Annotated in this window: 9 protein-coding genes; 1 reads left to right on the forward strand and 8 read right to left on the reverse strand. The window is 53.1% G+C overall.

All coding sequences use genetic code 11. From position 1 onward, the window contains the following. Positions 1 to 12 precede the first annotated feature (12 nt). From AB8516_RS11110 to AB8516_RS11135, 6 genes are read right to left on the reverse strand one after another with little or no spacing between them, the layout of a single operon-like run. Positions 13 to 4,272: a HEAT repeat domain-containing protein gene (locus AB8516_RS11110; RefSeq protein WP_108341135.1), complete on the reverse strand. Its 4,260-nt coding sequence runs from the start codon at positions 4,270 to 4,272 to the stop codon at positions 13 to 15. Then, the gene (locus AB8516_RS11115) at positions 4,269 to 9,446 is read right to left on the reverse strand and encodes a hypothetical protein (protein WP_108291878.1); all 5,178 of its coding nucleotides are present in this window, start codon (positions 9,444 to 9,446) and stop codon (positions 4,269 to 4,271) included. The genes AB8516_RS11110 and AB8516_RS11115 overlap by 4 nt, the downstream gene beginning before the upstream one ends. Further along, positions 9,446 to 10,336: a hypothetical protein gene (locus tag AB8516_RS11120; RefSeq protein ID WP_108291880.1), complete on the reverse strand. Its 891-nt coding sequence runs from the start codon at positions 10,334 to 10,336 to the stop codon at positions 9,446 to 9,448. Before AB8516_RS11120 ends, AB8516_RS11115 begins: the two co-directional genes overlap by 1 nt. After that, positions 10,333 to 12,768 (reverse strand): hypothetical protein, encoded by a 2,436-nt coding sequence (locus tag AB8516_RS11125; protein WP_108291882.1) that lies wholly within the window; start codon positions 12,766 to 12,768, stop codon positions 10,333 to 10,335. Before AB8516_RS11125 ends, AB8516_RS11120 begins: the two co-directional genes overlap by 4 nt. Next, positions 12,765 to 16,019 (reverse strand): poly-gamma-glutamate biosynthesis protein PgsC/CapC, encoded by a 3,255-nt coding sequence (locus tag AB8516_RS11130; RefSeq protein WP_108291884.1) that lies wholly within the window; start codon positions 16,017 to 16,019, stop codon positions 12,765 to 12,767. Before AB8516_RS11130 ends, AB8516_RS11125 begins: the two co-directional genes overlap by 4 nt. A 41-nt stretch (positions 16,020 to 16,060) precedes the next feature. Next, a complete protein-coding gene (locus tag AB8516_RS11135; RefSeq protein WP_369160604.1) occupies positions 16,061 to 18,661 on the reverse strand; it encodes a hypothetical protein in 2,601 nt (866 codons plus the stop codon). A 777-nt stretch (positions 18,662 to 19,438) separates the two neighbouring features. On the opposite strand from AB8516_RS11135, the gene AB8516_RS11140 reads away from it, so the two are divergent. Further along, the gene (locus tag AB8516_RS11140) at positions 19,439 to 21,190 is read left to right on the forward strand and encodes a glycosidase (RefSeq protein ID WP_369160606.1); all 1,752 of its coding nucleotides are present in this window, start codon (positions 19,439 to 19,441) and stop codon (positions 21,188 to 21,190) included. A gap of 118 nt (positions 21,191 to 21,308) precedes the next feature. Here AB8516_RS11140 and AB8516_RS11145 read toward each other — a convergent pair whose 3' ends face one another. Together AB8516_RS11145 and AB8516_RS11150 are read right to left on the reverse strand one after the other, a co-directional pair. Continuing rightward, complete coding sequence (locus AB8516_RS11145; protein WP_369160608.1) at positions 21,309 to 23,801, reverse strand: putative bifunctional diguanylate cyclase/phosphodiesterase; 2,493 nt, start codon at positions 23,799 to 23,801, stop codon at positions 21,309 to 21,311. Positions 23,802 to 23,805: 4 nt separating this feature from the next. Further along, positions 23,806 to 25,443 (reverse strand): FecR domain-containing protein, encoded by a 1,638-nt coding sequence (locus tag AB8516_RS11150; protein ID WP_369160610.1) that lies wholly within the window; start codon positions 25,441 to 25,443, stop codon positions 23,806 to 23,808. Positions 25,444 to 25,562: the final 119 nt, after the last annotated feature.

The following is a 25,562-nucleotide window of genomic DNA, read 5'->3' on the forward strand; positions in this document are numbered from 1 at the left end:
TCGCAAAAATATTTATTGGGACTGAGTATCCGTCGCAGAATCACTCCTGGTGAAGGCGCCGACAAACTCAAATGCCCGCTGCTTTAACCAACCCTCTTTCTGCCGTTTATTCAGGGCCTGAAGTTCCAGTGCGGCACGTTCGTGGCTAATGCGCTCATTCTGTAAATCACGGTATATGCGATTGGCCAGTTTACGCCGGCGTATTGCGTCACCTGAATCGAGGAATGCTTCAACACTATCCAGCAGTTTTGCCAACAGTCCCACGCTGCGACCCGCGTCCATCTTTTTCCGTATCGCTTTCATCGCCTCATCCAGGTTGGCGAGAATCACTCTAAGCTCCGCCTGAAAGAGTTCATTCTGGGCAAGTTTTTTATGACGTACCCGCTCAATCGTCTGGTGCACGGTATGTTCGCTCAGCTGGCCGAAATCCTTGAAAACCGACAGGTTGTGCAAACCTTCTCGGGCTATCGCAGGATCTTTGGCATCGAGTTGCGCACAGTGATGATGACATAGCTCCCAGGCCTGCCAGCGATAGACAAAATCGAGACCCGTACCCTTGATATTCTGGATCCCCATTACCCGGCTCTTCAATCCGGGGGGGGTCTTTTTGACGATCTCTCTTATCACCTGCTCACCACTGCTATGGGGATCCTCTATGACTGTAAACTTGCTCCAAAACCAGCCTTTAAGCTGCTCCTTGAATATCTGTTCCAGATGCTTCGGCGGATTGGCTCCCTGCTCGATCTTGCCCACCAGTTCCTGGTACTCATGGTAGCGTTGAAGGAGTTCCTGATGGAAAATCCGGATCTCTTCAGCCAGTGCACTAGCATCTGTCATCGACAGACTTTGCTGCAGCCCTTCGGGGTCGCGCCATAGCCGCTCAAGCTCTGCGACGGGCATCTCCCCAGCGATGCCCGACAACAGACAACCCAAGCGCTCCTGAATGTGCTCGGGTCGGTAGGGGAGCCGGAAACGGTGCGCCATTCTTTCCACTACACGAAGCGGTTGTTCCTGTTCGCCACCCCGATCATCGAAGAGAGAGATATCCTTTTCCCACTCCTCCCAGAGATCCCGAATGTAGCCCTGCAGTCCGTCCAGGTTGGTGCCGATTAAAAAGTGATGATCGGCGACGATATCCTCTACCAGAATGGCGGCAAAAACCTGTGACCGGGGCTCCCGGTCTGCACGATTGTTGACTACTGTCGCAAGCCAGGTATCAGGGTCCGAATAGGGATCCTGATCGGCGAAGCCGGTTCTCCGCCAGTTGCTCAGACACCCGAACCGCTCATTTGCCGACATGCCGTTGACGAACTCCAGTCTGCGCCCCCTGACTGTTGCAATCGGTGATGCCTTGAGTACACCCAGGTCAGGGACGACACGATCCGCCATCTCCTTGAGGGCATAGTCGGCTTCCAACCCGAGTTCGTCCGCGAGTTCCAGCACCAATGCAATGTTGTCGGGGTGTTCCTCGTAGGGGAAGCGCTGCAGGATGTCCGGCGGGAGCAGGCCCGACTGCAGCCAACCCGCTGTACGCAAGCGGGTCTGCTTTTTTTGCGCGGCGCTGCGCAGGATCGGCAGCATCTGAGCCTCGGTCGTTATCAATACGCTATTGCGTGGTATGAAGTTCGTCATCACTTCCGGAATGTTATAACCCGCGGGCCCCTGCAGATCCTCATGATCGGGATAGGTATTGGTGATGGTGGAAATATCGTCCTTCATCCACTGCTGCTGCAATATACCGACATAGGAAGGGGTCAATCCCATGCACTCCCAGAGAAAAACATCGATATTAAACCGCTGCCCCAGGCGCAGCAGGTTTGCCTGTTCCCAGATGGTCGCCTTGTCATAGGGACGAAACAGCATCATCTCCCGCAAGCGGCCATTCGAATGGGCATGCAGGAACATCGCCTCGCAACCGGTCGTCTTCGATAGCACCGAATAGCCTTTGGCGTTCACCAATGCCGCTTTGAGTCGCTCGGTGCCCGACTTGCCGCGAGTGCCCCAACCACCGATGACCAGCGGCATCGAACCCCGGGCCGACCTGATACGTGCGTTAAGATAGAGATGTCGACCGAACATCCCCGCCACTGCCGCAACGAGGAACAGAAGCAGTTGTTTAATATTGTTCTGGTAGACCGAGTAGAAATAGTCCTGGAGTCGCCCCAAGGCATCTTGCAAAGGGAGAGGAATGATCGTTATAGCGGGGAAGAACCGTTCCACAGCCGGATCTGCGCTCCAGCCTACCGCCCGATCCTGAGAACTCTGTCGATCCTCGCAAATCGTGTCCGGATGGCTGGAGAAACACAGGGTTATCCCGAGGCGTTGCAATGATTCGACATAGCGCGTGGGCGCCAACCGCTCCCCTTCCTGCCAATTGCGCAGTTCGGCATATTGGGCAAAACGCAGGGTCAGCAAGATTCTCGAGACCATACGGCGCAAAATCGAGTCGGGCGGGGATACCTGGGTAACGCCCTCCGCACTGTAGAGCCACAGCGGCTTACCACGCAGCAGGCCGGCATCCAATGCCGATATCACCTCATCCACCAAGGGGAGATAGGGACGGCGTCCACTCTCTGCAGGAAGAAAGAGCGGCTCTCCCGGTACCCGGGTCTCTGCCAGCTCAGCCATTATCGATGATGGGGCGTGTAAACCGCCTCGATAGACTCGCCCGGTGGTGTGGGGGAAGCCCTGGCGTTTGTCTGTCGCGGGTCGCCATAGCTCATGCCACAACCGCCAGCTTCTGAAACCAAGCCTGGCGCCCCGTCGCAGACGTGAACCAAACAAACCGGATTCCAATTCCAGGTCAAAATCCTTCTGCGCCAGACAGGAGAGTGTTCTACCCAGAGTGTCCCGATCCACCGCTTTCAACAAGCTGTTCCTGAGACGGGTTGCCCGACGCGGTTCTATGGTTTCGATACGCCGACGCAAGGCATCTGCCAGCTGCCTTGCCTGAGGGGTCTGCAACAACCAAATCTGCTCCTTCGCCTGGGCGCTCCAGCGGCGCACTGAAAGATCGTCCGCACTGCGATGGAGCTCAGCCAGAAGCGGGGAGAGCCTGGCGTACCACCGGCATGCGAGCTCCCACCGCTCTGTCTTGTCCAAATCAGTGTAGATATCCAGCACGCATTTCAGTCCCACACGCAACACGAACTGCTCCTTCTCCGAGCTGAGCGATGCATGCAGCTGCTCGAGTATGGTCTCGAACAACTCCTCCCGCTGTATCAGGGCACAAAGCCCCAAGAGGGTTGCTGCGCGCACCCGGGGCTCCTCATCCTGCAGCAATAACTGAGGTAGTATTCGATCTACGGTTTCCTTACTCGCATGATGCATCGTTTCAACAATCAATTGGCGTACTGCCGGGCTTGGATCATCCTTCACTGTTAGCAGCAGTGACTCAAGCTGCGGTGAATCCGGGATCTGCCGGCCAAGCAGTCGCATGGCGTGTCGGCGAACGAACAGATCATCGCCTTTTCCCAGGCTCTGCAGGCGATGCTCCAGGGCCGAGATCAACGACTCGGTGGAGAAGGTCTGCAGCAGACTCAATGCGGCACATTGAATCCAGACCTCTTGACGGCGCTCCAGGGCTGAACGGTAGATATATCGCAAGGTGGTATCATTAACCGCCTTCTCCTGGAGATTGTGAGGCAGGCTGCTCACCGATGCGGCAAGGGACTCGAATGCCGCGATTCGCACCCGCGGATCGCCATCGTATGCCAGCAGCGGACGCAACAGATTCTCCAGCTGCAGTTGACGCCAGGAGACGATGCTCTGATCAGCTGCCGAGAAGCACTCAATATAGTGCGCGGCGATGACACCAAGTCGCCCAAGGGTAACGACAAGCTCTTGCTCCGCTTTCCGGTAGCGGCGTTCATAACGCTCCGCCATGGCGTCATAACCGAACCAGCGGGAGAAGGCTTTGCGATCTTTATTCACCTGGCGATGGGTCGCCCCGAGGCGCTTGGCATACCCCAGAATGTGCGCCTGTTTTTCGCGATCGGTCGCTGCATGATTATGTCGCTGGGAGAATTCGACAAACCCCGCGCGCAGACTATCCATCTGTTCCAGCTTTTCCGTAATCCAGAACACCAGGTACTCAACCAGTAAGCGGACACGTACGTTCTCTTCGGTGATCGCAACCCCTTCCATGCGAGGCTGAAGATCGAGCCAACCCTGGAAACCGGATTCCAGCCGATCGATCAACGGCCGGTCAACCGCCAGCCATCGGGGGTGATATCCCAATTCCAGCAAGCTGCGTACAGAGCCGACGCTCACTGCCGAACCTCATCGACAGGAAAGTGGCGCTCCAACTCATGCCGGCTGCGTAAGGGTTCAAACGTGACCACACCGGGACGGAAATCACGATATAGTCGCCCATTGGCGCGATAATGACGCAGGCTCAGGAACAATGAGGTATCTCCGCTATCCAGTTGGTGGTCCAATTCGAAACCCAGACGCCAACCCGCTTGCAGTGTCGTCCAACGATGCCAATCCAGACGCAACTTCAAGCTGTGCTGTTGGTCTTCGTCAGCGCGGTCATCGTCATCAAAATAGTGACGCCAACGATAGCGCACCCCCAGCCCCAGATCGCGCACCAGTTGATCTCCACTCAGGGTGAGGTCCGTATAGTCGGGTCTAAACGGATTTAATGCCTCGTTGGTAGTCAACGCCAGGGAGGCGCGAATGCGTGTGTCGCGCCATGGATAGTGGCTCAATGTATCACTTAGCCTGAGTCCACGCTGATGGTCATTTTTGTAACGGGTATAGACATCCTGATCCACATATTCGCTCAATCCCCGTTCGAGGTCGTTCAAACTGAGCCAACGTTTGAATACACCGAAGCTGGGTCGATGATGGGTCTTGCCGGTCAGCCGGCGGTACTGGGAAAGTTCCGCCTTCAGCAACAGTGACCATTCCGTACCGATCATCTGTTTTGGCTGCTGCATAAACAAGTCTCCACCCAGATCCAGATTGATGGCATGAAAGCTACTGTCCCAACGGAGATCGCCGAAAACGCCCAAAGTGGTTCCGCCTATATCCCGGATCCTCGCCAATACTCCCGATTCCAGATAACGATCGGCGTATTCCTGAAACAGGCGATGGCCGACACCCAGTTCGAAAAAACGCTCGGAGCGATCGGCTGAACGGTCTTCATCGAGATTGCGCCGGCTGACCAGACGACCATAGTACTCCCAGGTTCCATCCTCTTGACCAGACATCGGCTGCAGTTCCCAGAGCGATAGCCCTTCGGTCTGAGTCGAGGGTATTTTATCTGCGATTGGCATTTCGGCTTGAATGAGATGCGCTTCACGCAACCGGCTTTGCCAGGGTTTTTGCAGGACACGCTGACGGAAGAGACGGTAATAGCTCTCCTGTCGACCGCTTCTCGGTGGTAACTGCAGCGCTTGCCAGCCGGGCTGAATAAATAGGAACCGGCTGATAGTCTGCGCTTCGATCCGTTCATCGACCCGCAACCAGGCCGGGCCTTCAAGCGCCAGTTCTACGGGTTCATCGACAGTGGAAACCTGATAGGCCCGTTCGTAGAATCGTTCCCGGCCCGCACCCGACAATTGTTCTTCATCCCGGATAGCGAAGCGCAGGATCTGGTTTTGCAGCGGATTGAGCATCTGCACACGCAGCACGTGCCGTCCCTGAGGAACCGATATATGTATACGCTGACTTGGATGGTTGGGTGTAAGCTGGATAAGATGGTTTTCGCTATCATCGAGACGATAGCTGATCTGCAAATCCCTGGCATCGATATAGCCGATCTCTTCCAACTTGAAGTTCAGGGCGACAGCCGTGGCAGAGGCTGAATTTTGTAATGCGATATTGACTCGCTGACCACCATAGATAAAGCGTTCGCCTTCCAGCAACGGTTCGAGCAACGCGCTGCGTACCCTCGAGCCGGGACTTTCCGGCTGAAATGTTGTCTGCCGTATATAGCGTAGTCCTGCACTGGAGACAATCCCGTCCATCGGCTGCCATCGATAATTGTGTCTCATTCTGCGCATTATGCGCTGCAAACGGCGATCGCTTGCATGCTCATGGAACCGAACCTCGGCCTGGGCCAGTATTGACGCGGCCTTTTCAGGCTGCTGTTCCGCCTGCCACAGCCATTGTGTCATCTGTTGGTAATGCTCATCCTGAACGACCGCTGCCGTATAGAGCCTGTGCGGTATACCTATGGCCTCGGCGTTGATTGAATCATCGCCGCTGATCGTCTCACTCTGAATAACCGGCATGAAGCTGTCGGATATGGAGCATCCCTTAAGCCAATGGACATCCTGCCCTGGAAACGGATTGTGCGGGTTGAAATCGTCAGCCGCACCAGGCTTTCCGCCCAGATCATAGGCCATGGGTTCGGGGAGTACTGACAATGGTCGCTCGGCGGATAGAGCTTCGACCTCAATCAGTTGCGGGCGATCGTGGGGCGACAGTCTTAAATGATGTCTGCCGGGTCCGATTGAATACTCGAACCGATGCGTTCGCCCCGGGAACATCACGCCACGCGACAGTTTCACGCCCTTTACCACGCTGTCGCCATTGATGGGAAAACGTCTCAAGCTTGATCCATCTGAGACCAGCAGCCAGTCATCCAGCGGAAAGTCAATGTCTTCACTGTGCAGCAGACGGGTATTGATGCGCAACGTGCGCGGCCCTTGCACGATCATTTCGACAGGTGAGGATGGTGAGGCCCGGAATAACCTGAAGGTCTGATCCTGATCGGGCACATTCAGCATTTCAACACCGTCAAACTTGACGATATTGTTGGCGAGCGAGCGCCACTGCCGCTCCCCTGGCAGTTTGTCCCACCAGGCGGCCCAATCCTCAAGCAAGGCCTCTTGATCCAATTCCGGATCTGTCAGGTCGTTTCGAAGTGCGAGACCTTGTTGCAAGGCCGCATTCAGCGCTGTTCCTCGTGGGCCGGCATTTTCCCACGCCGATAAGGCCGCTTTGTATCGACCTTGCCGCTGATGGCGGTAACCAAGCCAATAGGCCTGCAGCTGAGGATCGGCGAGAGTCTCTAAATTGGCATTGAAGGTACGCCACCAATCGGCGGAATAGGCGGCATCCAGCATGCTTCCTGCCGGACGCCGGTCTGGTGGAATTGAAAGCAGGATCTTTATCGCCCATACCGCTTTACCCTGTTTCAGCAACATCCTGGCCAGCTTTGCCAATCGGACTGGCTGAGGATCGAGGATGGCATGGGTTATCAGCAGATTGAGGAGCCCCTGATCATCCCGGTTCTGCACATATATCTTTTCCAGAGCAGCGACGGCCTGTTCCCTCAGTTGCGGATCCGCTTCATGTATCAGCATACCCCGCAACAGCAGTTCCGAGAGATTACCCTCACCCATTGCCGTCAGCGCGGCTACTCTCTGCATCATGGCATAATTACGCTGCCTGTTGCTTGTATAGAGGATGATATCGCTCCAGGCCTCCACAGCCCTGATCCAATCCTGATCTCGCATTGCCTCCTCTGCAAGGTGCAATGAGCGTTTCAGATTACCCTCGCCAGTCGATGACGAGCGTAAAACGGGCATGGGCCGCTCGATCCTGGCCACAAAGGTGGCATAGCGGGCATAGAGAAATCTAAGCAGGGGCAACCAGTCGTTCAACAGGGCCTCTTTTTGGTTGCCGCTTTCATCCCCCGGGAGGGTGTCCAGCAGCGTGGCAAGGCGAGACCGGGATTCAGCCAACCGCGGGATAGCCCCTATACTCTCGCGCATCAACCGATCGTGTTCCACAGTATCCAGGTCACTGATTAAAAACAGGTACTCAGCCTCGTTTGTCGCCAGCTGTCCCGTAACGCGCATCCCCAGGGCCATATCCAGAGGCTGGGGGTTTACTGCCGACTGCCATATACGCAGGGTTGATATCTCTGCGGGCAATGGTAACTCCAGGTCCGCAACCGATGTGAGGACAGGAAAACCGGCCGTCTCCCTCGGTGAGAGTCTATGCGCCGCCGTAGAGGCATTCGGCCAGTAGCTTGTCTCAGGCAGCGGCAATCCGGATTTCAGCCTGAGCCTTCTTGGCGGCTCATCATCGAACTGCAGAAACAGCTCACCCTCAATGCCGTTCTGATAATCGCTGATTAACAGCTGCAGACGCGAGTCATGGCGCCTTTTCGGCAGTGCATAGTGATAGGCCTTCTCTTCTCTCTCAGGCAGGGTCAGGAAGATTCTCCCGGTGACCCCTTTTGCCAGACTGTCCACCAATGTTTGCGGTATCAACAGGGGCGCCTTCTCATCCCAACGAAGTCTTGATTTTGCCGGCCAGCGCACGGAGACAACCCCACTCTCCGGCATCGTGACCGGCAGCAAAGGCCGAAAGAAACCGTGCCGGCCATCCATGGCTCGCGCCTCAGCGGCGATTTCCGGCAACAGCAACTGGTCTTCTGATAAACGGAGTGCCGCCTCCAATGCCGCCAAGCCGCCTCCGCTTAGTCGGTTGTCCCGCGCAAGCACACCAAGCCGTGTGATTTCATCGGATGCTGATTCGTATCGGCCGGGTATATCCGCCGGCGCCTTTGGCCGATTTTCCGCCACCAGGAAATCACCCTGTTCCGATACGCCCCGCAGGCGCAACAGGAGCGGGGTGCTGGCTCCTATCTTCAGGTGGTGACGGCCCTCGGGAATGTCGAGATAGCTGCGATTGACCATTCCCAGGACGCTTTCGCATCCATCCACACGCCATTTCCGATGCAGGTTGGCGCGACCGTATTGATGCCGGGTTTGGATGTTGATGCCATCCAGCTCCACATGAAGATGATAGATCTGCCGGGGTTCACTGCCGACTGTTTCATAACGCAGCCAACTCTCCATTTGCAGACGCTGCGGCCCATCGAACTCGGCCTCGATCTCCTGCGTGGGCCCCACCCTCCAGACAGATCTGGAGGTCGGCTCTTCAGGGCCCTGCATCTGTACAAGATCTCCCTTTATATCAGGTTGCGAACGGTAATCGGCCAGATTCGGCAGGCTTGGCGAACGGGATATGAAAAGTGCGACTTCGATGGGGTCGGAATAGTGTCCCGGCCGGCTCAAACGAACCAGTCTGTCACCTCCATTCGACGGCTCGACACCCCAGTTGTTTCCTATTCCTGCCTGCATCGGCGTCTCGAGAAACAATGCGGAGCCGTTTGAGAGTTCCAGCCGCAACTCCTCTGCAATCCATGGATCGCCCATCTTTATCAGGCGCAGACCCTGCCTCGCCGGCAATCGAATGAGTATGTCGCTGCCCGGTTCCAATCGTACCGTATGCAGACCCTCGTCTCGATTGTAACCGGGTCTCTCCCCTCCCAGCCAATGGGGAAGATGTTCCAGGTTATCCCAGTAACGGAAGGGAGCAATACCATCGGCACGATGCAGATGACGGCCCTCCTGGGCAAATACGGTTATGCAAAGACAGCTCCATCCGATCAAGAACCAAACTTGCCGGGATCGCATCAGTGCCGCCTCCCGGACAGACAAACAGCCATCTTGGTCATCAATGCGCAATCGCTCAGCAGTGCATGACGCGCATCACTACTCAGTTCTATATGCATAAAACCCTGATGGTCATACTTCCGCAGTATTGAGCCGATCTGGTTGGTCGTTGCCCCTAGCTCATCGACATCCCTGGGATATAACCCAACCTGTTCGTCGAAATCCGATGCGAGACACCGAACAAGGGCCTGAACATTCCCTGAGGGATGTCGCGTGCCATCGCTGATGATCACCTGACTGTTACGCCCCGGATCACTGTTTCTTTTGGCACTATCGAAACCATGAATCTGAATCACACGGCTATCCGCAGACAGTAATACCGCAGCCTCGGCAAGCGCGGTAAAATAGTTATCACCATTACGCACCAGATCCGCAGCCTTCCCATCACCATCTTTATTCCGCGCATATCGGGGAATGGTATTAAATGCCGCAATACGAAAATCGCCATGCCACATGAGGGCGTAACCGATATTGCCTGTCTTTTTATCATGGAACCGATGAGGTATCTGCAACAGATTCAAGGGACCCGATGCCGTGCGAATCATAAACAGCCCACGACCCTCACACCGGGAGGCGTGCTCTTTCAGGACCACTATGCTCTCTCCATCCAGCTCGGCAGGCAGCCAGTCGAAACCCAGAGCGTTCCATTGCGACCGCATGGCATTTTGATCCGTTATCCCTCTCAGGATTTTCGAGAAGAGTATGCGTACCCGGCTGAGCTCCTGCCTGCTTGGACGATGATAGGATTTACAGGGGGGTGCCAACAAATACCCCTCAGGTTCATGCATCTCCGCGTTTGCGCTCGGCGCCAGGAAACTGAGCGACAGCAGAAACAGTGTTACACCTCTCATCCCCGCTCCACAAACATATCGGTCTTGACCGGTTCGCCCGGATTGAGCCGGTAAAAGGAGAGATAACCCTCTACACCGAGCGATGGTTCGATGTGGATACGATATTTACCAGGCTCCAGATCCTCTCCCAACGGAAGAAAAAAACGCACACCCGCCGAAGCATGTTGCGATTGGGCGCCCAATATTGGTACCTTGTCACCGTCGCCTATGCGTAAATCATAAAATCGATCAGCAAAGGTCCAAGCCGTTTGAGGTTTTAGGGAATGTCCCACTCTGGAAACCTTGATGCTGAGACCTGCCCGCTTGGATTGAGAGGTGCTGAAGAACTGTCCCGTCAGCACCTCTTCCCCGGCTGACCGCTTATGGTAAACGAACACCATGCCTTTCGATCCCAGTCTGTTGCTGAAACGACGCAGTCGAGGTTGTCCGTCAACCTCGGTATGATTGATGAACCACTCTGTCTCGCCCGACGATTCCAGACGCAATCGGTACACGCCGGGGTCGATCGCAGGCAGACGAATCTGACCCTGGGTTGCGGCAAGGCTGGTTTGGTAAAACAACCTTTCGTCAAGAAACAGTGACAGCCTCTCTCTTTTACCGCCCTGCCTTAGATAGACCAAGCTTGGCGTTACCGTTTCCCGGCCAAAAACAGAACGCAGGCGAACCTGTTCGTCGCGCCCGCTCACAATTGGATAAAACAGACTCGCCATCGCTTCCTCGCGTATCGGAAGTTGTGAAGCCCGTTCCACCAATAGATGGCGCCCCCGCCACCGTCCCTCGGGACGAAACTCTTCCCATTCATAACGACCGGCAACGATATCTGGGTCATCCACGGGGGGACGGCGCTGAATATTCAACGCCGCGGTACGAAGCCCGTCCACTAATTGTCGTTCATCATCGGGCGTCACGATGAACCAGGCCGGTTGATAACCCGTATCCTGAAGATCACGGTAGTAATCCTCAGGAATACGCACACGCCTGACAAGGTTCATCGGCCGGGTATAGGCATTTACCCAGACTTGAGCATGACTCCTGAGCTCGATTGCAGCGATGTCGCCGGGCAACCTGAAATAGAAGCTGGTCGGCTCGGTGATAAGTTCGTTGAACGCGTCTCCCGCCAGTCGATCATACAATGAGGGCGTTGCCAGCAGTGTCAGCTTGCCATGCCTCAACACTTCACCCTTGTCATCGAGCAACCGATAGTCCACCTCTGTTTCCTGCTGTTCATCGGTGGATGACATCAATACCCGTAAATCTATACGCAAGGGTGTGTCTTGCGATGCCATATGCTCTAGTGTGTAGCGTATCGGTTGTTCCGCATCGAGCATATAGAGACGCAGATAACTGAGATCGGGCGTGATCTCCTGCCATGTTGCATCCATTTGTCGATAAGCCCGCATTACCTGTGGACCAGAGGCTTCAATCTCCAGCAACCCACCCTCGTACTCCTGCTGAAAAGCAATCCTATCCGGGGTCCAGTTATGAGTCGAGACATCTCTTTTGTCCAGACTTCGTCCATACCAGTGGATATGTATGGGTTCCTGTTGCGGTATGCGGTCACGCCTTACCGGCGTGAATTCCAAACGTACCCGTGACCGGCCTTCCGGCAACTGCACGATGCCCCGATGCCATTCATCCATGTAGAGACCGGCAGGCAGTATCTCCTGATCCAGCGGCTCCCCAAGATCCCCGTGTCGAACGAACAGCTTATGTACCCGATAATCCCTCCCCTGCACCCCTAATGGTCCAAGCGGTTTCCAGCTATTACGCAGCAGGTTACGCCGCTCCTCCGCCAGAAGAAGTTCAGGATTGTAGACCGAGCCACGTGCAAGCCTGACCCGCCGGGAAGAGGTCAACTTGCGCCATGCGGCATCAAGCTTGAGTTCCGTATATTGCTCCGGTTCATAACTTCGCACGGTAATTGCCTGTAATGGCGCATCCATAGACTTCACTTTAAGCATCAATTTCGCTGCAGACTCGATCAGAGGCATGATATGCACACGACTGTCAGAGGGAACCCTATCCGCCGCTAAAAAGGCGTTTTGATTTACCACCTCTCCACTCGTCATGTCACGATACTGCCGAATCCTGGTGCGATGATAGAATTCCCCGCTTTCCAACTCCCGGCCAGCGCCGTCAAGCAAACGATAGTCCAGTGCATACAGCCATCCCTCTTCCGGTGCCTCGACGAGGGGTCTGTCGACTATTGCATTCGTCACGATACGTAACATATCAGCGTGCCCGGTTAGCGGAAACACAGTCCACTGACCGCCGTCAAGACCGTATGCGATACTGCTACGTGTACCGGTGAGATTTCCACTGAGTCGCTCACCTTTACCCAGCCCCAGATCGATGCGTAACGTGGTTACGGCGACGTAATAGACACCGGCAGCAATCAGCAACAGCAGGAGAATTCTACCAAGCAGTCTCACAAGGCACTCTCCCACGTCAACAGCGCCATGCGGCTGTCAATAAAGCCCTGGATATCGCTACGGGAGAGTAATTTCTTGTCAGCCGTGAAGACTGAGTACACATCCCGTGGATTAAGGTTGGCAATCAGGCGCAAACCCGCTTCCTGCTGCAGACCGATCAGGAACGATTGACGGGAATTGAGGTCGATCAACCTCTGCCACGTATATTCAGGCCAGTCTGTCACCAATCCGCTGAGAGCCACCACATTTCCACTCTCCAGATAGCGACTCAACTGCCGCTGAAGCATCGACGGCAGTGGGGTAGGAGACGCAGAGTAATCAAGACCCGTTAAATAGTCGTAGAGATCGGCTTCCCGTGTCTGGATGCCCACAGCGGTAAAGCGTAACAGCTCCTGCCTATTCTGACCTTGCTGACGGTAAACGGAGCGTGCACTTGGGCTGAGCCAGAGGGCGACAAAGCCTTTATTGCGGGTGGCATTGATATAGAGGGATTGCGCCACACTGGCAATCTCGTATCCGGCTGTATCCTGATCTCCCTCGACAAAACGATAGCTGATACCTTCCAGTGCAAGCTGCTCCAATACCGGATCGACAAGCGTATCGGTTACACCTTGCGAGCTTGGTGTCTCGATCTTGGATATCAGTGCGTTCGCATGCTTGAGCTCCCCACGCCCCCTGCGGCTCAGTGCGCGACTGTGTATGACCAGCAGCGGCGTGTCAGCGGCCTCTCTTAGCACAACCTGATTAACTAAGCTGAACATATTCACCACATTATCCAAACGGATAATATCCGCACTTCCGTCTGTATTGGCGCCCGGATGCGAACCGGCCAATAGCAACGCCTTGGCATTAAGGCGTTGAAACAGTGAAACCCCATACTCGAAACTGTTTAGCTCATATAAGGGACGGGGCACTTGAACCAGATAGTTATTGCTCTTGCTGAGCCGGAATACATAGGTGCCCCAATAACGTCTTTCACCGCTGTCTGATTCAGCAAGGATTAAAAAGTCCTCCCCGGTCGATCGATGCCGGTAGCGTATCAGATGATAGTTCAATACCCCCGCGGCTGCCTGAATACCACGCAACTCTTCCAAACCATCCTCTGTCCATTCGCCCTCATGGTAGGATTTTGCCGACACACTCAACAGCGGGGTAAGCACTTCGGCATCGAAGAAGAGCAATTCCTCCACCTTTGGGACAACATAGCTATCGCTTCCCTGTTCCGCGATCCGATCTTTTCTTGCCAGGACCCAGTCTTGTAGAAAACCATCGATACGCTGGGATCCCAGGACCAAAGGCGGTGCTTTGCCAAACCCCACGGATCGGGACCGTACCGAACGAATGCCGCGCTGATTAAGCAGAAGTTCTGCAAATCCCCTGCGGCTGATTTCACGCTGACGGTTATCGAATGGAGCGTCCCGCCATTGAATGAGCAATGATCCCGTCAGCTGTTTCAATGCAGTCAAATCGAGGTCTGACGGCAGATCGACATGCACCCACAGCATATTCTCCGGTTCCTCAGGGAGATCTTCATTTATTGTGTATTTTTCCATATCGATGGCTGCGCTCAGACGCATGGTTTCTCGGGTATAGCGTCTTACCTGCAGAACATCCCGTTTGGCAAACACCGAATGAAAAACATGAAAGAAACTTTGCGGATTTGTCAGTACATCCGCAGAGCGGTCCGGATGCAGAAAACGACTGCTGCCAGCGACCGCCAGGCCACGGGCACCTAACAAATCGAACAATTGCAAACTGGCATCGAGTGCGCCGCGCTCATCCAACGGGGCCGGCACTTCGACAACCATTCGGCTCTTGTAATCGGACCTAAGCAGATAGTAGCCCCATCCTCGTACAGGCCCTCGTTCTCTCAAATAATAGTAACCCTGACCGTCATGCAGCAATTCATAACCCACCTTCTGAAATTGCACCAGTGCCTGCCGCAGATTGTGTTCCTCCCCTGACGAGAGATAATCATGCAACTGCGTCAAAGCTTCTGAAAACTGCTCAAGTTCAGAGGTCAAGGGAAGCTGAATTTTATTCTGACTCTGAGGTTGATAGAGCCGGACTCTGTCCTCGCGTACCCTATCCAATATAGGCAGTTGACTTTTTATCAGTTGGTGTGGATACACTCCACCGGCATGCGCTCCCAGGTTGATTTCCGGCCGAGGCATTAACGTCAGGGTAAACCCGATGGCGCTTGCTACGGCCACACCAACAAGAGAGGTCTGCAGTGTCGCTCTGGTCAAGCGCACCGCAATATCCTTGTCATGCATCTTCATCGCCATCAAGGTCGCCAACAGATAACCGAATGCATAGCTATCCGTAACCTTGACCTCTGGCATCAGCCATAGAATCAAATAGCCGAGAATGAGCTTGTATACAAATCCGATATTGAAAAACAACAACAGTTTGCGTCCCCCTTCAATGGAGATGTTTTTGAAGGGTTTGGTCTTTAAAAGTAGATGCGCGATGCCCAGTATCAACAAGGCTTCAAAAAAAGAAGCCAGTATTTTGACCGGCTGATACCATTGCAAGGCCAACAATGAGGGGATCATGATGCCACTGAAATCCCAACCATAGAGGAGGTTCATGCGAGAGGCGACGAAGGCGGTGGTTATCAGGATGATATAGGCCTTCGGGCTGGCCAGTATCGAAGATGCAATATCTTCATACATGTAGTTCAGGTTACTGACCGTAAAATTGGTGACCTCCATTAACCCGTAGCGCACGATCAGATAGGTGACAACCAGATTGCCCGCTAACGGCAGAACCCCCATGCGCAGACCACTCTTCCAGAATTGATTGGCGATTAATGCAATGATAATGAGGCCGAAACTGTGCAGGTTGTTGCGATAGTCAAAGGCCACATCGAATCGATCCACAAACCATTCACCCAAACCGGGTAACAGCCAGCCATCGAACAACACCCGTACAAGCACGCTTATCACGATCAAGGCGAAAAACCTATCCCGACCGAATAGCTGACTCCAATATCCCAGACGCGAAAGGAGTTCTGAAAATAACCAGACCAGAAAATAGGTAATGATGCTCTCGATTATGATGATCGCCGCAGCCCATGGCTTGATGATCATCAGTGGAACGAGATATCCCGGCACCACCAACCCGGACAACACCCATCCGAAACGCAGATTGAAAAATGCCACGACGGCCACACCGATCCAGACCGTGGTAATAACCGAACTGGCGAGTCCGCCCTGAGGAAAAAGTGGGAGGGGAAATATATCCATACGGTTATGCAGACATCTCTATCAACCCATGTATCTGTGATCTAACCGAATGCACGTAATTTGATCTCGATATTGGTACCGATCCCAAGCTCACTGGATGCTTCTACAGTCCCCCCCCAACTCTGTACACGATGCAACGCATTGCGCAACTGTGTGTAACCTTCAGTGACCCCATCATCTTCAAAAAGAAATTCCTGAAATCTGTCGTTGGGCATACCGAAACCCTGATTGTAGAATTTATATCGAACCCACTCCTGCTGTTCCTCAACAATGATATGAATTGTACTCTCCTCCGATGCATCCTTGATCAAGACATCGAGTACCGAGGCCGTTACATCATGCAGCAACTCGGGTTCGGCCATCACCAATGACAGTTCATCCGGCAGCTCGGCAACGATTCGGATATCCGACACTTCCACATGTCCGCTTATCGCATCGATATTCTCTAAAATAGGCTGTCGTCCATCGATCGGAAAGAGTTGCAGCGACATGGTGCCTATCTCTTTGTTCAAAAAAGCAGTTGCTTCCTTCAGCATCCGGTTTTCACTTTTGATGTGCTCGACAACCTTGCCGAGGGTATCCACCCGATCCTCCTCAGCCACACAACTGCTCAACTGTATTGCATTGTCCAGCCCACGACCGATTCGCTGGCTGAGATGCTGAATCAATGTTTCCTTGTGGCTATAGAGCCGATGAATGAGGGAAACGTCATCAAGTTCGAACAACACACCAAGCAACTCAAATGGTGTACTGTCTGCAGCAGTGCGCGCACTCGTTTCGTCATAATTGAGCGCCCGCATTCTGAGTAGAAAACGTTGATTTGGCAACGCGGTCAATCGGGCCGGGACTACTAGACTTCTGCGTTCCATGACAACTTGACGAAGCAGGTCCTGACATGCTTCACGACCGAAGTTTGTGAGTTCAAACATAAGGTCGAGGGCAGTGTAGTCGAAGGCCGGAATATCAGCATCCGCCATCAACTGCTCCAGATGGTGATTGATCTGCATGACCCGGCCAAATAGATCATACAGTACCGTTGCTGTCTCTAATCCGTCGAATACACTTTGCTGCACCGAAAGCCGTCGTTCCATCAGGTCAAGTGCCTGATGAACATCTTTATGCACGACTTCACCACCCTGAAGACTCAGGTACTGACTCAATATTCGAGCCTCTTCCGCTTCCTTGTTCAGCCAATGCTTTCGGTGATACAACAATTCGGCAATCTGATAACTGAAATCCTTGGCCATACTCTCCATTTGCTGGCGTGACTGAATCTTCGCCATATCCACACCGAACGCCCAGAATCCGAGAATCTCGCCGGAGTAGATCAAAGGCACTAGATATTGGTCCTCTGTTTCTAAGTCACTCTTTGCAAGATAGGTCTTCTCGATACGGATGGGGCCTCCGGTTGCGATTGCCGTACTGTAGGGTGTCCGTTCGTAATCGCGGCGACGTTCATCGATGGAATCCAGAGAACAGCGCAAGGCCTGGATCTCCTTGACGCGGTGATCTGCCTCAACACGCTCGAGAAAGATCAGGCGGGTCAAAGAGAGTGTCTGATCCACCATAGCCACCAGCTGCTCCCAGTGATGCGGTGTATCGTAAAATCTCGGTGGCAATGCGCTCTTGCGCAACCGTGAAGACATCTCGGCGAGCATGGTGCGCATCTCCAGTTCCATCCGTGCGGATTTCTCATGGGAGATCCATAAAAACATCACACTCTGCGCCATGACAAACTCCAAGACCGGCAGCCAGTAGTACAGCAACCACAGCACCAACCAGCCGAGAGTCATGTAGGCAGCCAATGACAAAATGGTGATCCAGGCACCCTCACGGATCATGAACCACTGATAGATAAAGACACTGATCAGGGTTATCGCTGTCAACCAAAGTAGGGCCACCCAAGCGGGCAGTTCCGTAATCACCCGCTCCCCAAGCAGACTGTCCAACATGAAACCATGAAATTCCAAGGCCGACATGGGCCGCATATTGGAAGTGACCGGGGTGTAAATACCGGGAGTTGAAGGCATCGTTGGTTGGCCGAATACGACAGAACGATCCGCGATCAACTCCTCGATCAGGTCACCCGCGAGGAGACGCTCGAAATGAAGCGTAGGGAGCGAATATCGCCCCTGGTTGAAGTTGATCAGAAATCCCCACTCAGCCACCGACGGCGTGTCGAAACCGCGTTCCCGGGCGGCCACCACTGCAATGGGATCCTGCATACTCCCATCTGCGAATCTTTGCACCGTGCCATGCCTGACTATACCTTGGGCCGACTCCGGCAGATTAGCCACACCGTGAACGATCCCCCGGCTTGATTCCGGCCAAGACTGCAAATGCAGTTTGTCCGGATCGTCCGGATCCTGAATCAGATAACGACCCAAAACAAGATTTTGTGTGTCTGCGAACTGATCAAACTGATCATGATCATCAATATCCGGTGACAACACCAATACCTGCGCAGCCTTATGCCGGCTCAATGCATCCAATACCGTACGCCATTCGATGGCACTGGGCGCACTACTCTCAGGCATTTTGACCAAAACCACACTCGGCTGGTAACTGCGGTTGGCGCTGTAATTGACGAGCCTGTCATACAACCACCCAGAGAGCCCGGAAAACAGACCAATCTGACTCATCGCCCAAATTGAAAATGCCGTCACTACTGCGATGATTAATGCGCGGTATCTAGCTGTAAACCAATTTTGTGTCATGTTTTAACAGCTATTCTGAATGAAAAATGCACTAGACCAGTAAGTTGTCGAAATGCCATTCCTGATGGAAATTGACACTCGCGCGGTAAATTCAAGAGAAACTCACTTCATATCATGAATCTTATCGGCAATTTGTGAAAATCTTAAAATTCAACAATAATTCAGAGTATAAAGCCAGGTTTCTAGTTATATTTCGTATAAATTACACGTAACTCACTACATTTAAAAGTAAAAATCAATTCCGCTCACACTTCAGAACCGCCAATTTCTCTCCTTTTCTAATTCCTGAGTACTTGCTCCACACACTCTGGTATCGAACACAGGACATAAGAAAAACCCACGTATAAATCGGGTTTCTTTCTACCCGGCCGCAACAGGCACCTAAACGCCTGGATCACTTCGATCCTATGGCTTTCCAAGAAAATCAGGCTTGGGGCAATTTGCTTAAAGTCTCAGCACATCGCCTTGTCAGGTTGTACGACAGCTGGATCGAATATCCTTGCTGATGCAGCAATCCTTCTCTCCGGAATGGATCACATAACCTGAACAAATCACTTAATCTCAATCCCGATCTGCCGACAAGAGGAGTGACACTCTGTAATGAGATGTCGGTTGTAATATGGTTTTGAGGCGATATAATTCACCAGCGTTCGTTTCACTCCAGAAACAACAATAATACAACGAGTTACAGCAAGGTATGTGATGAGTGCCGAACACAATGAAAATCAACAGTCACTCCCTGACGGAGTGATGCTGAATGCCTATCCGGACAGTATTGGTGGAAAACTCTCCGATATTGTCGGCGTATTGAAACGGCCAGAACTGAAGGACGCATTCTCGCTTTTCTACATCCTGCCCACTTTTTTCAATAGCGATCTCGATCGCGGCTTCTCCATCATTGACTATAACCTCAATGATGAACTCGCCTGCAAGCAGGATCTGAAGGAATTGAGCAACCTCAACATCACCTTCAAATTCGACCTTATCCTCAATCACCTGTCTGTGGCATCACCACAGTTCAAAGATCTGCTGAAACGTGGCGACAAATCTGAGTACAAACACTTCTTTGTCGATTGGAACGAGTTTTGGCACTCTCACGGCCAAATGGGAGAAGAGGGTTACGTCATTCCAAAGGAGGATTTCTTAAACAAGCTGTTCATGCGCAAACCGGGATTACCGATTCTAAAGGTCGGTTTTCCAGACGGCTCACAACGGCCCTATTGGAACACCTTCTATCAACAAGTCAATTACAAACCGGTGAGTGCCACTGATTTCACCGGCATTCAGGGTGTGACGCATGAAGCCGCAAAATCCATAGCGGCAATCGTAAATGAGAACATTGGGGTGGAGACGGATGCAAATCAGTTCAACCTCGACGGCTATGCCCATTACAAGAGTGAAATTCTCTCTGTAGTTGAACGCAACCGGTCCTACCTGGGGCAGATGGATCTTAACGCAAAGTCAAAGAAAGTCTGGCATTTTTATGAGGAAACGCTGAAAAAACTCAAGGATTACGGGGCGAAAATTATAAGGCTTGACGCGTTTGCGTACTTGCACAAAGAACCCGGGGAGAGCAATTTCTTCAACCGACCGGGGACCTGGGACTATCTGGAGAGACTGAAGCAGATGGCAAAACGTTATGGTTTAACCATCTTTCCCGAGATCCACTCAGAATATGGCGCAGGATTGCATGAAGAAGTGGCGCGAAAGGGATATCCGATCTACGACTTCTTCTTACCCGGACTTGTCATCGATGCCCTCGAACATGCCACTAACAGCCATCTACTCAAATGGATTGGCGACATTCAAGACAAGGGACTTCAAACCATTAATATGCTCGGATGTCATGACGGTATACCCTTGCTCGATCTTAAGGGTATTGAAAAGAAAGGAGTCAGGCGGGACGGCCTGTTGGATGACGAGAAGATTCAGACACTCATCGATCGCATCCTCGAGCGCGGTGGCAGGGTGAAAAACCTATACGGTCCGGATGGCAAGAAGATCGCCTACTACCAAGTCAACGCAACCTTCTTCAGTGCGCTTGGCGAGGACGAAGACAAGCTGCGTCTTGCGCGTGCGATTCAACTGTTCATGCCAGGCATTCCTCAGGTCTGGTACCTCGATCTGTTTGCCGGAAAAAATAATTATCTGGCGGCAGACAATGGTGGAACAGCAGGCCATAAAGAGATCAACCGTACCAACCTCTCTCTGGAAGCTATTGAAACCGGCCTGAAGACACAGATTGTCAGAGACCAGATTGAACTCATTCGCCTGCGCAATTGCTCAAATGCCTTCAAGGGTGAACTGGAGATACATCCCACCGAATCCCACCTCCTTCACTTAACCTGGAAGCACGCAAACGCAAGCGCCACATTAAAGGCTGACCTAAGCAGTTGCCGCTTCAGCATCGAACACTGCGACAGTAACGGAGAAAGCGCTCTTTTGAGCTTCTGATGCACGACCGATTACCCGACCACTTTGGCCTCGGCAGCGGTAATGCTCCAACACAAACCAGCGCCTGTTAACACTAATTCAATAAATCCCGGATGCGTTGACGTTATCGAATGCCGGTCTACTGCTTGGCATTCAATAATACAGAGGTAAAGGATTCCCGTTCAGGTAGAAGTGCCGTCAGCTCCGTTGCGGGCAGCGGGTGACTGAAGTAGTAGCCCTGCAGCTCATCGCAACCATAATCCTCCAGGCGGGCCACCTGCGATTCACTCTCGACACCTTCAGCAATAACCTCCAGATTCAGCCGTTTTGCCATATTTATGATGGTCAGAGTGATTTCTCTGGCATCATCATTGGATTCTATTTCCCGGATAAAGGAGCGATCGATCTTTATCCTGTCCAAGGGAAAATGTTGCAGATTGCTCAACGATGAATAGCCGGTTCCAAAATCATCTATCGCCAGCTTCACCCCCAACCCCTTCAGGGCGCGCATTACAGCCTTTGCCTCTTCAAGATTCTGCATCACCGCGCTTTCAGTAATCTCAAGTTCAAGTTGGGAGGGATCGAGACAACTCTTTTCAAGCGTTTCGCACACTTCAGTAAACAAATTCTGATCAACCAGCTGCAAGGGAGATAGATTGACCGCTAAGCGCAAAGGCCCAAGACCGCACTCATTCCATTGCTGCATTTGTTTACAGGCTGAAAGCAATACCCAACTGCCGATCTCCCTTATTAGACCGGTGTGCTCGGCCAGTGGAATAAAGGTACTTGGATAAACCAGACCAAGTTTTGGATTATGCCAACGCAACAATGCCTCGACGCCGATCATACGACTACTTCCTGTAATTACCTGGGGCTGATAATAGACTTCGAATTCGTCCCGTTTTATTGCGGAAATCAAAGCCTGCTCCAGCTGTGAGCGCTGCTCCACCTCCTTTGCCACCTGTATCGAATAGATACAAGTTTTAGTCAACTGCCCGACACGGGCACTGAACATTGCCATACTGGCATCACGCAGCAATGCATTGCCATCCGGACTCTCCTGTGGCCACAAACTGAGCCCCATACGTGGAGTCAGGAAGATCTGGGACTGTTCGAATTTAACCGGTTCCTGTAAAACATTGAGTAGATTATTCGCGATCTGTTGTGCACTGTCGGCGTCATTCAAGTTTTCTACCAGGACAGCAAAATCATCACCATTGAGATGGACGACCATATCGCCACTACGAATTGCATTGCGTAGTCGCTGCGCTATGGCTATCAGCAGCAGGTCAGTCACCGAATGTCCTACAAGCCCACCAGCCGAGTCCGACCACTGTATGTTTATAATTATAAGTGCGGCAATATTGTTATTGCGCCCATCCTCTCTTCCCAGTCGATTTAGCCTGCCCTCCAAGGCATACTGGTTTGGCAAGTCAGTGACGGCATGGTGCAGTGCCTGATGGTGCACACGGTCGCTGAGGGAACGATTGATACGTCTCGCATGCAGATGGGAAAAGACTCCCCAGAGAGGGAATCCCAAAACCAGTGATGCTGTCACGGCCATCGGCGGAAACCACAACTGCTCTATCGACATAACCATACCGGCCACAGCAGGCACGCCAATCACCGCCGCCAGGAAGATAATCATTGCCGCCGGAAAACTTGCATTGAACATGAGCAGTGCGGCGATTGCCGTAATCAGGATGGTCAGTACCTGATAGTGGTTTCTGTCTATCTCTCTGATCAGGGTCCCCTGCAGCAGCCCACTCAATACTTGGGCATTCAGTACGACACCCGGCATTCGCTGATGAACAAGCGAAACCGGTGTCGACATGACATCCCCCAGCCCGGTTGCAGTCGAACCTATAAGAACATACTTACCCCTGATCGAGGAGGCCGCCTCATCATCATTCAAAACAACATGTGCCGAGAGCAGCTTGACTGCTTCGGGATTGGGATCGAAGGGAATCAGAAAGCGTCCCCGGCGCAACCACCCTACATGCTCCACCTGACGGTCATGTTGTAGAGCGTTCTCAGGTAGTGGGTTTACATCTGTCACCTGCAATAACGCAAGTGAGAGCGCCGGCCAATGTGCGTTGCTGATACCGGCATAGAGATAGAAACTGCGGCACAGGCCATCTCTGTCTATCTCGAAATCGACGTGGCCCAACCCTGCTGCAGCCTCCGCCAACATGCTCAACGGCAATACTTCCGAGATCGGCAGCTCGGCGCTCGACTTGCTCGGCGCCACCACAAGCACCGTTCTACCATTGCGATCGATGGCTTGAGCAAACAGACTGTCTGCCTGCGGATCGACAGTATCGGATTCAGCAAACAGGATATCGAAGGCAACGGCTTTTGCGCCCATATCGGTCAAACGGTCCAGCAATTGCCCATGCACACGACGTGACCATGGCCAATGACCCAGATTATGCAGACTGGCATCATCGATGGCGACGACGACAACCTCGTCACTGATTTGGTTTCCCTGCAGGTTGAGGAAATTGTCGTAGAGGAGAAGGTCAAAACGCTGAACAGCGGCATTCCCGGTCAATAGATAGGCGAGCACAATCAGCGAGATGACCAGGAACACACCCCGCCAGTTGAGCTTATTTACCAGCGGGTGGACCATCCCGCTAAATGAAGAACAGGCCTAAAATGAAGAGCACCGGGACGGTCCATACCCCCTGATCCAGTGGCGGTTCGATTTGCTGCACGCTGCCCCATGGCCCCTCGTAGCCATCCATGTCGATGGCACGTACCCTTAAGTAGAGAACCTGACCCTGTGGTTGATTAAAACTGATCTCCGGCTGATCGGTAATCTGATCAAGCTCAAGGGTACTGAAATCGCTATCGAGGGCAACCTGTACCTGATAGCGTTGTCCTGCAGCACCCTCCCGCCATGAAGCCGTCACCTTATCATCTGCCGCTTCGATCGAGGGGTCGACAGCGTCGAGCGTGGGTTTGAGTTGCCATGAACGCACCACACCAGGCGGCCCCGACTCGTTGCCAAGAATCGCGGTGACACGCCAGTAATAGGTACCCGGTTTGGTGATCTGATCAGTTTGATACCGGGTGTCTTTCAGATCGTTTACCCGATGCGTTATCTTGTCAAAGCCCTCATCCATGGCAATCTCCAGCAGATACCTGTCGGCTGTTTCAGATTTCGTCCAGTGCAATTCCGTGCCACCGCCCCGCTGAACCGCCCCATCCGGAGGACTGATGGAGATCGGCGGCTGCGGTTGCGCGTCGACTAATACCGAAGCGACACGGCTGACACCTTCCAGCCCATTGACATCGATACCGCGGACCCTGATCCAATATCTGCCATCCGGGAGTTCGGGTAGCGGGAAATTGGTCTGATCCGACAATTGATCACGCGCAAGAACATCCAGATTCTCATGCCTGCTGACCTCGATACGATAATTTACAGCATTATCAATTGCACCCCATTCCAAACGCCAGTCGATGAAACGAACCACCTCCGGGATCTGCTTGAAATCGGGGGGTGGCAGCAACTCCACGGGTGGAATCGGTGCCTTGCCTTTCTCAACCCGGGTACCGAACCCGGCAGAAATCAATTGTTGTTTATCGCCACCGCTCACCTCGACCTTTCCTTCCAAAACCTCGATATTTGAGGTGGTGCCGTCTCCGGTCACGGCCGCGCGATAGACGGTACCACGCACCGCGCTTATCGCCGAGGGCGTATATATCTCAAAACGGGAACCGGGACCCACAGATGGCCGTACCCTTGTCTGCAATCGCCCTTGGATCAGGTGCAGCCTGGAATCGACCATACCGGTATCGCCATGGGCACTGAGATGGTCAAACCGCATCTCGCTATAACTGTGCAGGGTCATGGCGCTGCTGTCCGCAAAAAGGATGGCGGCGTTGCTCTTGGGCCCTGTCCGCAAGATATCGCCTAGATGTATCTGTGTACCGGATTTGAGTGATGCAGCCTGAGAGCCGTCGGCGTGAATAAGCTGTACCTGGCCTTCAAAATCCGCAAGCCGCGCCGGCACGGCATTGCTTTTTATCCATTTCATCGGAACACGCAGCCAAGAACCGGGCTGTAGGCGTTTCGGGTTTTTAATATTGTTCAGTTTCTGCAGCTTCTTAAACCGCAGCACGTTGTCCAAGTACTTTTCGCTGAAGTCCCAGAGATTGTCCCCCTCCACAACGGTGTAGATCCACTCCGCACTATTTGCCTGAGACACAAACACACTAAGCAGTATTGCCGCCACGAGAGCCCGGACTTGAAGTATGTATGACATCAATGAGTATCCCTTCACCCCGCTCAGTGAGGTTGCTGGACTGGGGCTTGCGATATTGTCATTTACATGCATGTCGATCTTGGCCTTCTCTATTCCAGTATGCCTGCCTTGGCCCTGGC

This window comes from Candidatus Thiodiazotropha sp. LNASS1, assembly GCF_964212655.1.
Lineage (GTDB): Bacteria > Pseudomonadota > Gammaproteobacteria > Chromatiales > Chromatiaceae > Thiodiazotropha.

What these genes read in the sequence shown, in the direction of transcription:
- AB8516_RS11115 (WP_108291878.1), bottom strand. Translation starts at nt 9,446, where the DNA reads ATGCGATCCCGGCAAGTTTGGTTCTTGATCGGATGGAGCTGTCTTTGC.
- AB8516_RS11120 (WP_108291880.1), bottom strand. Translation starts at nt 10,336, where the DNA reads ATGAGAGGTGTAACACTGTTTCTGCTGTCGCTCAGTTTCCTGGCGCCG.
- AB8516_RS11130 (WP_108291884.1), bottom strand. Translation starts at nt 16,019, where the DNA reads ATGGATATATTTCCCCTCCCACTTTTTCCTCAGGGCGGACTCGCCAGT.
- AB8516_RS11135 (WP_369160604.1), bottom strand. Translation starts at nt 18,661, where the DNA reads ATGAGTCAGATTGGTCTGTTTTCCGGGCTCTCTGGGTGGTTGTATGAC.
- AB8516_RS11140 (WP_369160606.1), top strand. Translation starts at nt 19,439, where the DNA reads ATGAGTGCCGAACACAATGAAAATCAACAGTCACTCCCTGACGGAGTG.
- AB8516_RS11145 (WP_369160608.1), bottom strand. Translation starts at nt 23,801, where the DNA reads ATGGTCCACCCGCTGGTAAATAAGCTCAACTGGCGGGGTGTGTTCCTG.
- AB8516_RS11150 (WP_369160610.1), bottom strand. Translation starts at nt 25,443, where the DNA reads ATGTCATACATACTTCAAGTCCGGGCTCTCGTGGCGGCAATACTGCTT.